Origin of the sequence: Streptomyces sp. NPDC048258 (genome assembly GCF_043201995.1) — a bacterium.
GTDB lineage: Bacteria > Actinomycetota > Actinomycetes > Streptomycetales > Streptomycetaceae > Streptomyces.
This window is the reverse complement of record NZ_JBICZH010000014.1, coordinates 192,898-203,795: the sequence shown is the minus strand read 5'-3', so window position 1 is coordinate 203,795 and position 10,898 is coordinate 192,898. Positions and strand designations below refer to the sequence as shown.

The following is a 10,898-nucleotide window of genomic DNA, read 5'->3' as shown; positions in this document are numbered from 1 at the left end:
CCAACACCGTTGTGGGCTCGTGGCGGGGGTTTCCTCCCACCCAGGGCCGGGGGGGGGGCCCCCCCCCCCCCCCCCCCCGGGCCCCCCCCCCCCCCCCCCCCCCCGCCGAAAGATGTCCCGACATGATGCCGCCGGTATCGCGATCGGGCGACGCGCCCTCGGACACCCGATCCGGCGACGGACGGCACCGCCCGGTAACGACCAGAGCGATCGTTACGGGCATCGGACCGCCCAGGCCGGACGAGACACCCGTAGGTGTGACGGAAACCGCCCACCCGCAACGGACCATGCCCCTGGAGACGTGCCGCCGAGCGGGAAGAGAACGTGGGGACCCAGTGCATCCAAAACCGTTCGGGATGCGCCCAGTACGCACCGGTGGGTCCAAGACCCAATCACGCACACTGGCTAGGAACGGTTGCGCCCTTTTCTCGTTCCGTCTATTTTACCGACCGGTAACAGGAGGCACTCTCTTTCCATCCCTTCCCCACACCGGAGTTGAACGGATGTCACGTACCCTCCACACCCTGGCCGCGCTGGCCGCGGCCACCCTGCTGACCTCCTTCGCGCCGGCGGCGGCCGCGCCCGGGGACGGCCTGCGCGAGGTGCTCTTCGTCGGGAACAACTGGGAGGGGACCGCCGACGTCCTCGCCTCCACCGGCGATCTCGCCAAGGTCGGCCGGATCAACGTGATCCCTGACAAGGAGGAACGGCTCCGGGAGATCTACCTCAACCCCGTGAAGCTCGGCTTCTTCCTGGGGATCCGCGCCACGGCGGGGGAGGGTCACGACCAGTTCGTGGACGACTTGTACACCACTCCCGACGGCTCGGCCGTCGTCGCCTCCCGGCCCAGCTTCGCCGACGTCGTCTCGGTCGACGTACGGACGGGGCGGATCAACTGGCGGTTCCCCGTGTCCGGTTACCGCGCCGACCACATGGCCGTCTCGCCGGACGGCACCCGGGTCGCGGTATCGGCCTCCACCGCCAACACCGTGCACGTCCTCGACATCGCCACCGGCCGGCAGGTCGGCTCCTTCAGCACCGGCGACAAGCCCCACGAGAACACCTTCACCGGAGACGGCCGCTTCCTGTGGAACAGCTCCATCGGGGACGTGACCTCCGCCCTCGACGCGTCCTGGCTGGACTGGACGAAGGGTGACCGGAAGATCACCGTGGTCGATGCGCAGACCTTCCGCACCGTCCGCGTGATCGACATGCGGGAGCGGCTGGACGCCTTCGGCCGCCCGGACCTGTCCGACGCGGTACGCCCCGTCTCCTTCAGCCCCGACGAGTCGAAGCTCTACTTCCAGGTGTCGTTCTTCAACGGCTTCCTGGAGTACGACGTGGCCACCGACCGGATCACCCGCCTCAAGACCCTCCCCGAGAACCCCGCCACCCCCACCGACCGCACCAAGTGGGTCAACGACTCCCGCCACCACGGCATGTCCATGAGCCCGGACGGGTCCAAGCTCTGCATCGCGGGCACCATGGACGACTACGCGACCGTCGTGGACCGGGCCACCCTCGCCGAGGGTCCGCTCGTACCCGCCGACAAGCCGTACTGGGCCACCGTCGACGGCGACGGCACGGCCTGCGTGATCTCCGAGAGCGGCTCCGACCGGGTCACGGCCATCGACTTCGCCACCGGAGCCAAGCGGGTCTCCGTCCCCGTCGGCGACCACCCGCAGCGGGTCAGGCTCGGGCACGTCCCGGCGGGCTGGACCGGGCCCGCCGCCCGGTAGCCGCGACGACGGGCCGGCTGGGGCGGCCGGGGCGGGCGAGCGGACCGCCCAGGCCGTCGGGCAGAGGCAGAGGTACAGAGGTCAGGAGGGCAGCGAGATGCGGGCCGCTGCCATCCCGAAGCCCGGGCCCCAGACCTGGGCGGACAGTGTGTCGGGCAGCCCGTGGAGGTCCTCCTCACGGTAACGGCGGCACTTCTGGTGCCAGTTGAGGATCCCCGCGAGCCAGTCCTGGAGCTCGCCGACGTACGCGTCGAGCCCGGCCCGGGCGTCGGCGTCCAGCTTCCAGTCGTCGTAGAGCAGCGGCAGCTGGTCGGCGACGATGTGCTCGAACTCCTCGGTGCGCTGCGTCATCAGCGCATGGCAGATGTGCAGGGCCTCCGGGTATCCGATGTCGAAGAAGTTCCGGGTGACGAGCACGTAGTTGTGCACCTCGCCCTCGACCTCCACCTCCTTCTGGTACGAGAAGATGTCGTTGAGCATGCAGGCGGTGTCGGCGGCCGCGTTCTCCAGGGACCGGATGGTCCCGGAGGCATAGATCTCGTCGGGAATGCCCCGCCCCGCCTGGCCGAGCCGACACAGGTACATCGTGAGGTGCGAGCCGAAGGTGTGCCGGCGCATCTCCGCGTAGTCCACCGGGTCGGGGACGCGGTTCAGGATCTGGTTCTCCGCCTCCCACACCCAGCTCTCCAGCATGCTGACGAGCGTGGCCCGGAACTCGGTGCGGACGGCCGGGGTCATGTCCCGGCTGGTGCGCACCCACAGGTCGGCGAGGGAACGTTCCATCGCCGTGCCGGGCACGGGCTGATCGGCGTGGTCGACCGGGATCATCGACACCAGCCGGGCCGTGGTCGCCTTGGCGGCGGCCAGGTTCTTGGCCTGGGCGAACACCACCGGGTAGTAGTCGTCCCCGTACGTCCCCCAGGTCAGCCAGCAGGCGTTGAGCAGCAGTGCCTCGGGCGTGGCGTCGGGGTCGATGCCGGCCGAGCAGAGCGCGAAGTCGTAGCCGCGCAGCTTCTGTTCGTTCCAGATGGCGGATCCGGGGTCGCCCGGCTGCGGGTCCAGCAGGCCCATCCGCCGGGCCCAGGCGACGGATCCCTCGCGCGCGTGGTCCAGGTGCGGGCTGAGGGAGAGGGCGAACGGCATGTAGACGTCCGGGATCACGGACGGGCCGGTGCGCTCGAACGGGACGTGGGTGAAGGACCGCCGGCGCATCTCCAGCGAGCGCTGCGTGAACACGGACCGGAGGTCGAGCGCCGTGGTGCCGAGCCCGGACGGGAGGAAGGGCAGGGTGAGCGGGGCGGTGGCCCGGGCCCCCTTGTTCATGTAGCGGCTGGAGACCATGTGCCATTCGTGGCCGCCGGACTGCCAGTCCTGGAGGCCCTTGGCGTAGGCGAGGACGGCCGCGATCTCCGCCGGGTCCATGGCGTGGTCGGCGAAGAGCTGGGGGAGCTCGGCCAGCGCGGTCTGCTCGAACTGCTGGAGGCGGGAGGTGAGCAGGTCGTTGGAGGCCTCGGCGGCCTCCTGGGTGGTGCAGCCGAGGAAGGTCTCCAACACCAGGACGGCGTTGGACAGTTCGCCCTCGTCGGCGACCTCGCGTTCGTAGGAGAAGATGTCGTTCCTGATGTGCACGGCGTCGGAGAAGGCGTCGCGCAGCACGCCGAGTGCGCGCGCGTGCGCCACGCGCGCCGGGACCTCGGCGGAGACGTACTCGATCAGACCGGCCGACCAGGGGGCGCCGCCCACCTTGCGGCGCATCTCGATGTATTCGAGGGGGTTCGCCACGCGCCCGAGGTTGATGTTGGCGAGTTCCCACATCGACTCGTTGAGGAGGTTCCTCGTGGATTCGGCGAATCGTTCCCGCCAGTCCGCGGACATGGCCGGTACGGTCCGCTTCCACAGGTCCGCGAGCCCCGCCTCCACCGGGTTGGTGGGCTCGGGGAAGCCGTCGGCCAGGTCCATCGGCATGAAGGCGGCGAGCTTGTCGAGGTACTCCTTGGCGCCGTCGCGGTCCTGCGAGCGCTTGTACGTCTCCAGGAAGTGGTCGTCGAAGAAGAAGACCCAGACGTACCAGTCGGTGACCAGGGACAGCGCCCCGCTGTCGCAGTCGGGGTGCGTGTACGAGCAGAGCAGCGCGTAGTCGTGGGAGTCGAGGTCGCTCTCCTCCCAGACGCCGGAACCTTCCAGCATCCCGAACGCGCGCGCCCATTGCTTGGTGTGGACCCTCGCGTCCTCCAGGTGGGGGTTCAGTCGCGCCGGATAAGGCACATAGAAATCCGGCAGTCGGAACGGCTGCGTCACGGCGGGGCCGGCCTTTCGTCCATGAGTGCGGGGGCCGGTGGGCCCGGCCCCCGCACGACATCAGCAGTGCCCTACCCCTGGTGCCCGTGGGATAAGGGGGAGTTCACCGCTTCAGGTGACGGACGCGTCGTTCTGCGCCGCCGACGCCTGGCACGGGATAGAGACGCCCTGCGCGGGCTGGTCGCCGTACTGGGCGGCCTGGATCCGGAACATGGTGGCGTAGCGGCCGCCCAGCGCCAACAGCTCGTCGTGGCTGCCCTGTTCGACGAGCCGGCCCTCGTGCAGGACGTAGATGACGTCGGCGAACCGGACACCCGACATCCGGTGCGAGACGAGGACGACGGCCCGCTGTGGACCGGCCAGGCCGCGGATGCTGTCGAAGGCGGCGATCTCCGCCTCCGGGTCGAGCGCGGAGGTGGGCTCGTCCACGACGAGGACGCGGGCGTCGCGGAAGCGGGTACGGGCCAGGCCGAATTTCTGCCACTGCCCGCCGGACAGCTCCGAAGCCCCCCTGAACACCCGGGCGAGCAGGGTCTCGTAGCCGTGCGGAAGCTTCTCCACGACCCGGTCGGCGCCCGTGTACCGGGCGGCGGCGACCACCTCCGCCGCCTGGTCCACGGACCCGTCCGGGCCCTCGGCGGCCGGCCTGCCGATGGCGATGTTGGTACGGGCGGTCACCGGCCAGCGCTCGAAGTCCTGGGTGAGCAGGGCGACCCGGTCGAAGACCTGCTCCCGGTCGGCGTCCCGCACCTCCACCCCGTCCCAGGTCAGAGATCCGGAGTCGGGCAGGTGCAGGCCGGCGAGGAGTTTGACGAGGGTGCTCTTGCCGGAGCCGTTCTCGCCGACCAGGGCGGCGACCCTGCCCGCCTCGATGGTGAGGGAGACGCCGGTCAGGGCGGGCTCGTCCCGGTCCGGGTAGCTGAAGCCCACGTCGACGAGCCGGAGCGTCCCGAGCCGCTCCGCCAGCGGGAGCCCGCCGGGCGGGATCGCGCGGCGGCCCGCCTCGGCGACGAACCGCTCCATGTCCCGTACGTACAGGGATTCCTCGTGCAGGGTGTTGGTGGTGGCGACGAGCGCGCCCAGGCTCGCCGAGCCGGTGCGCACCGCGATCACGGCGGTGCCGGCGACCGCGAGGTCCATCCGGCCGGAGACGATGAGCACGCCCATCGCCGCGTAGGTGACGAGGGCCGCGACACCGGAGAGCGCGGCGGCGAGCAGTTCGGTGGCCGCCTTGTCCCGGGCGAGGCGGGTGGCCTCGCCCTCGGCGTGCTCGGCCATGTTGCGGTAGTGGCCGAGGAGGTAGTGCCCGACTCCGTGCACCCGTACCTCGGGGGCCGACGTACGGGAGATCAGCAGCTGGCCGATGAGCCGCGCGGCGCGGGCGTGCTCCACCCAGGTGATCACGGAGAGGTAGCGGCGCTGGGCCACCCGCATCGCGCCCCAGCCGCGCGGGGCGGCGATCAGCAGCAGCATGGGCAGCAGCAGCGGGTGCAGCACGGTGAGCACCCCGGCGGTGGCGATCAGGGAGATCAGCCCGCCGAGGGTGGCCACGCAGGCTCCCACGGTCCGGCGGGCCGAGGGCGGCCCCCACTGGGCGCTGTCGAGCAGCCGCCGGAACTCCCCGTCCTCGATGGCTTCGAGCTCCACCTCGACGGCGGCCCGCAGGTACTGCACGTGCGCGGCCCGCTCCACCTTGGGCTCCAGCCGCCCGGCGGCCGCCGTCGACCGCGAGGCCAGTACGGCGCCCAGTACGGCGACCAGCGCGCCCGCGGCCAGGGCGGGCAAGGCGGCGTGCAGCCGGTCGGCGGCACTGCCCGCGCCGAGCAGCGTACGGAGCACCACGCTGAGGACGAGCAGCCCGACGGCGGAGGTGATCCCCTGCCCGGCCTCGGCGAAGGCGACGGTGAGCAGGGCGCGCCGGTCGGTCTCCCAGGCGAGCCGGAGCGTCCCGCCGGCCATCCGGGGCATGGAGCGCAGGGTGGTCAGGAGCCGGCTCTCCAGCCGGGCGTAGTCGTGGTTGGCCCAGCCGGCGTCGTAGCGCAGGGGGCCGCCGAAGAGCCGGCGCTCACTCTCGGAGACGGCGGGCTCGGCGGGCGCGGGCCGCTTGAGGAGCCTCATGCGCGGCCACCCCCGCCCGGTGCCGGGTCGAACGCCACATGAACGTGCACGGATCGCAAGATTCCTCCCGAGGTGCCGCGGCTGCGTACTGACAGCCGGAAGAACGTGGCTGTTCAGAGCGGCGTCACGGGGCGCGGGGAGCGAAGGTTCGTACAGAGTTCCGGTGTGGCCGGGGATCCCAAGGGGCGGCCGGGGGCTGGGTCGTGACGCGGCGTTCGAACCACTCGGAGGTGGGGATGACCCCCTTCGAGGGATTGCGTCGGTCGAATGCCGTGGAGTGCCGAGGTGTGCCCTGGAGTGCCCTGGAGTGTCGATGGGCGGGATGATTGTCTGATTAGGTTAAGTTTGCCCGTGTATGCGATTCCGGCGTTCCGGGAGGGACACTCATGGCGATCGATCTGGACAAGGTGCTCGACAAGGCGTGGGCCGACAAGCCCCTTTCCGAGGTGCTCGCGGCGCCCGTGGCGGCGCTCAAGGGCGTCACCGACAAGGACGGCGAGCTGTTGCACGAGGCGTTCGGGGTCAAGACCGTCGCCGACTTCGGGCAGCTGAAGTACGTGCGGTGGGCGCAGGCGCTCGTCGCGTTGAACCAGACCGTCAAGGCGTAGCCGGCCGACGGCCTGCGGCCCGCGGTCCGGGCGGGCCGGGAAAGGCCGTCCTCCTCACCCGCTGGAAGGGGGAGGAGGACGGCCTTGTGCGTGGATACCGGGGTGCGGACCGACTACTCCGCTTCGCCCTCCAGGTTGCCCTCCGTGTCCAGGTAGACCTGGCGGAGGGATTCGAGGATCTGCGGGTCCGGCTTCTCCCACATGCCGCGGGACTCGGCCTCCAGGAGGCGTTCCGCGATGCCGTGCAGGGCCCAGGGGTTGGCCTCCTCCAGGAAGGCGCGGTTCTCCGGGTCCAGGACGTACGTCTCGGTGAGCTTGTCGTACATCCAGTCCGCGACCACGCCCGTCGTGGCGTCGTAGCCGAAGAGGTAGTCCACCGTCGCCGCGAGTTCGAAGGCGCCCTTGTAGCCGTGGCGGCGCATCGCCTCGATCCACTTGGGGTTGACCACGCGGGCGCGGAAGACGCGCGAGGTCTCCTCGACCAGGGTGCGGGTCTTGACCGTCTCCGGGCGGGTGGAGTCGCCGATGTACGCCTCGGGGGCCGTGCCGCGCAGCGCGCGGACGGTGGCCACCATGCCGCCGTGGTACTGGAAGTAGTCGTCCGAGTCCGCGATGTCGTGCTCGCGGGTGTCCGTGTTCTTGGCGGCGACGGTGATCCGCTTGTAGGCGGTCTCCATCTCGGCGCGGGCGGGCCGGCCTTCCAGACCGCGGCCGTACGCGTACCCGCCCCACACCGTGTAGACCTCCGCGAGGTCGGCGTCCGTACGCCAGTCGCGCGAGTCGATCAGCTGGAGGATGCCCGCGCCGTACGTGCCCGGGCGCGAGCCGAAGATACGGGTCGTGGCCCGGCGTTCGTCACCGTGCTCGGCCAGGTCCGCCTGGGCGTGGGCCCGGACGAAGTTCTGGTCCGCCGGCTCGTCGAGCGAGGCCGCCAGCCGGACCGCGTCGTCGAGGAGGCCGATGACGTGCGGGAACGCGTCGCGGAAGAAGCCCGAGATGCGCAGCGTCACGTCGATGCGGGGGCGGCCCAGTTCCGCGAGCGGGATCGCCTCCAGGCCCGTCACGCGACGGGAGGCCTCGTCCCAGACCGGGCGGACGCCCAGCAGGGACAGGGCTTCCGCCACGTCGTCGCCCGAGGTGCGCATCGCGCTGGTGCCCCACAGGGACAGGCCGACGGAGGCGGGCCACTCGCCGTTGTCCGTGCGGTAGCGGGTCAGCAGGGACTCGGCGAGGGCCTGGCCCGTCTCCCACGCGAGGCGGGAGGGGACGGCCTTCGGGTCCACCGAATAGAAGTTGCGGCCCGTCGGGAGGACGTTGACCAGGCCGCGGAGCGGAGAGCCGGACGGGCCGGCCGGGACGAACCGGCCGTCCAGGGCGGCGACCACGTGGGAGATCTCGTCCGTGGTGCCGGCCAGCCGCGGGACGACCTCCCGGGCGGCGAAGTCCAGTACCGCCGTGACGTCCGCGGAATGCGCCGACGCGACCGCAGCCACCGCCGACGGGTCCCAGTCCGCGTCCTCCATCGCCTGGACCAGCGCGCGGGCCTGCTCCTCCACGGCGTCCGCCGAGGTGCGGGTGGCCGCCGACTCGTCCAGGCCCAGCGCCTCGCGCAGGCCCGGAAGGGCCGTCGTACCGCCCCAGATCTGCCGGGCCCGCAGGATCGCGAGGACCAGGTTCACCCGGGCCGCGCCCGTCGGGGCACCGCCCAGCACGTGCAGACCGTCACGGATCTGGGCGTCCTTGACCTCGCACAGCCAGCCGTCGACGTGCAGCAGGAAGTCGTCGAAGCCGTCGTCGTCCGGGCGCTCCTCGAGGCCGAGGTCGTGGTCGAGCTTCGCGGCCTGGATCAGGGTCCAGATCTGCGCGCGGATGGCCGGGAGCTTCGCCGGGTCCATCGCCGAGATCTGGGCGTACTCGTCCAGGTGCTGCTCCAGGCGCGCGATGTCCCCGTACGACTCAGCGCGCGCCATCGGCGGCACCAGGTGGTCGACCAGGGTGGCGTGCACGCGGCGCTTGGCCTGGGTGCCCTCGCCCGGGTCGTTGACCAGGAACGGGTAGACGAGCGGCAGGTCGCCGAGGGCGGCGTCCGGGGCGCAGGCCGCCGACAGGCCGGCGTTCTTGCCCGGCAGCCACTCCAGGTTGCCGTGCTTGCCCAGGTGGATCATCGCGTCGGCGCCGAACCCGCCGTCCTCCGCACGCGCCTGGATCCAGCGGTACGCGGCCAGGTAATGGTGCGACGGCGGCAGGTCCGGGTCGTGGTAGATCGCGATCGGGTTCTCGCCGAAGCCGCGCGGCGGCTGGATGAGGATGAGGAGGTTCCCGCGGCGCAGGGCCGCCAGGACGATGTCGCCCTCGGGGTTGGCGGACTTGTCGACGAACATGTTGCCCGGGGCCTCGCCCCAGTGTTCCTCGACGCTGCCCCGCAGCTCGGCCGGGAGTTCGGCGAACCAGCGCTTGTAGTCGGCGGCCGGGATGCGGACCGGGTTACGGGCCAACTGCTCCTCGGTGAGCCAGTCCTGGTCGTGGCCGCCGGCCTCGATCAGGGCCCGGATCAGCTCGTCGCCGTCACCCGAGACCAGGCCGGGGATGCCGTCGGCGGGACCGAAGTCGTAGCCGCCCGCGATCAGGGTGCGCAGCAGCTCCACGGCGCTGGCCGGGGTGTCCAGGCCGACCGCGTTGCCGATGCGGGAGTGCTTGGTGGGGTACGCGGAGAGGACGAGGGCGATCTTCTTGTCGCGGCGCTCGATGTGGCGGAGACGGGCGTGGCGTACGGCGATCCCCGCGACCCGGGCGGCGCGCTCGGGGTCGGCCACGTAGGCGGGCAGGCCGTCCTCGTCGAGCTCCTTGAAGGAGAACGGGACGGTGATCAGTCGGCCGTCGAACTCGGGCACGGCGACCTGGGTGGCGGCGTCGAGGGGGGACAGGCCCTCGTCGTTCTCCTCCCAGTTGCTGCGCGAACCCGTCAGGCACAGCGCCTGGAGGATCGGCACGCCGAGCGCCGCGAGCGCGCCCGCATCCCAGGACTCGTCGTCCCCGCCCGCCGAGGCGGTGGCGGGGCGGGTGCCGCCGGCCGCGAGGACGGTGGTGACGACGGCGTCGACCCCCTCCAGCTCGGCCAGCAGCTCCGGCTCCGGGGTGCGGAGGGAGGAGACGTAGAGCGGGAGCGCCTGCGCGTCCTTGGCCTCGATGGCCTCGCACAGGGTGTGCACGAAGGCGGTGTTGCCGCTCATCTGGTGGGCGCGGTAGTAGAGCACGGCGACGCGGGGGCCGGTGGTCTGCCGGGCGGTGCGCTCCAGGGGGCCCCACGTGGGGGAGGCGGCGGGCGGCTCGAAGCCGTGGCCGGTGAGGAGGACCGTGTCCGAGAGGAAGCGGGCCAGCTGGTCGAGGTTGGCGGGGCCGCCGTGCGCGAGGTAGCCGTGGGCCTCGGCCGCGATGCCGATCGGGACCGTGGAGGCCTCCATCAGCTGGGCGTCCGGGGCCTGTTCGCCGGTCAGGACCACGACCGGGCGGGTCTGGCCGGGGGCCAGGAGGAGGTCGAGGCCGTCCTGCCAGGCGCGGAGGCCGCCGAGGAGGCGCACGACGACCAGTTCGACGCCGTCGAGGAGGCCCGGGAGGTCGTCGAGGGGAAGGCGGGAGGGGTTCGCGAACCGGTACGGGACGGGGCCGTCCGCGGCGCGGGCGCTGAGCAGATCGGTGTCGGACGTCGACAGCAGCAGGATCATGCGGCGGCAGGCCTTCCTCGGGGTTTCCGCGCCCCGGGCAGTGAGGACGGCGGGAGTTCCTGACTCACCCTTCGGCCGTGTCGCTCCGCGGGGTTCACAGTGGCGGGACCGCGCCGGAATCTCACCGGGCTTCCTCCCATGTCGCCGTCCTCGGCGATGGCGGGGCCGTGTGGCTCCGCCGGGGGTCATCCTAGAGGGCCTTTGCCCTGGCCGGGAGCGGGGGTGGTCGGGTGCGGCCGTTGCGCTGCGCTGGCTTGGGCGGGGTGGTTCGGGTGCGGCGCAGTTGCCGGGGCTCTGCGGTGACGCTGCGCTGGCTGGGGGCGGGTGGTCGGGTGCGGCGCCGTTGCGGGGGGGGGGGCCCCCCCCCCCCCCCCCCCCCCCCCCCCCCCAAAGGGACAGCACACCAAAAAAAA

General features: G+C 71.9%; 5 protein-coding genes and 1 riboswitch. Of the genes, 2 read left to right on the top strand and 3 right to left on the bottom strand.

The window, feature by feature from the left end:
* Positions 1–503 precede the first annotated feature (503 nt).
* Positions 504–1,739, top strand: coding sequence for a YncE family protein (locus ACGFYQ_RS28665; protein WP_393748789.1), 1,236 nt, complete (start codon positions 504–506; stop codon positions 1,737–1,739).
* Between the two features lie 81 nt (positions 1,740–1,820).
* Here the strand turns inward: ACGFYQ_RS28665 and ACGFYQ_RS28660 are convergent, their stop codons facing one another.
* On the bottom strand, positions 1,821–4,037 hold the full coding sequence (locus tag ACGFYQ_RS28660; RefSeq protein WP_393748787.1) for a germacradienol/geosmin synthase: 2,217 nt from the start codon (positions 4,035–4,037) through the stop codon (positions 1,821–1,823).
* Between the two features lie 111 nt (positions 4,038–4,148).
* Positions 4,149–6,155 carry an ABC transporter ATP-binding protein gene (locus ACGFYQ_RS28655; RefSeq protein WP_393748785.1) on the bottom strand — a complete coding sequence of 669 codons (2,007 nt, stop codon included), beginning with the start codon at positions 6,153–6,155 and terminating at the stop codon, positions 4,149–4,151.
* A 386-nt stretch (positions 6,156–6,541) separates the two neighbouring features.
* Between ACGFYQ_RS28655 and ACGFYQ_RS28650 the strand changes: the two genes are divergently transcribed.
* The gene (locus ACGFYQ_RS28650; RefSeq protein ID WP_376677372.1) at positions 6,542–6,763 is read left to right on the top strand and encodes a hypothetical protein; all 222 of its coding nucleotides are present in this window, start codon (positions 6,542–6,544) and stop codon (positions 6,761–6,763) included.
* Positions 6,764–6,876: 113 nt separating this feature from the next.
* Here ACGFYQ_RS28650 and cobN read toward each other — a convergent pair whose 3' ends face one another.
* A complete protein-coding gene (gene cobN, locus ACGFYQ_RS28645; protein WP_393748782.1) occupies positions 6,877–10,485 on the bottom strand; it encodes a cobaltochelatase subunit CobN in 3,609 nt (1,202 codons plus the stop codon).
* Between the two features lie 53 nt (positions 10,486–10,538).
* A riboswitch (cobalamin riboswitch) is annotated at positions 10,539–10,621 on the bottom strand.
* Positions 10,622–10,898: the final 277 nt, after the last annotated feature.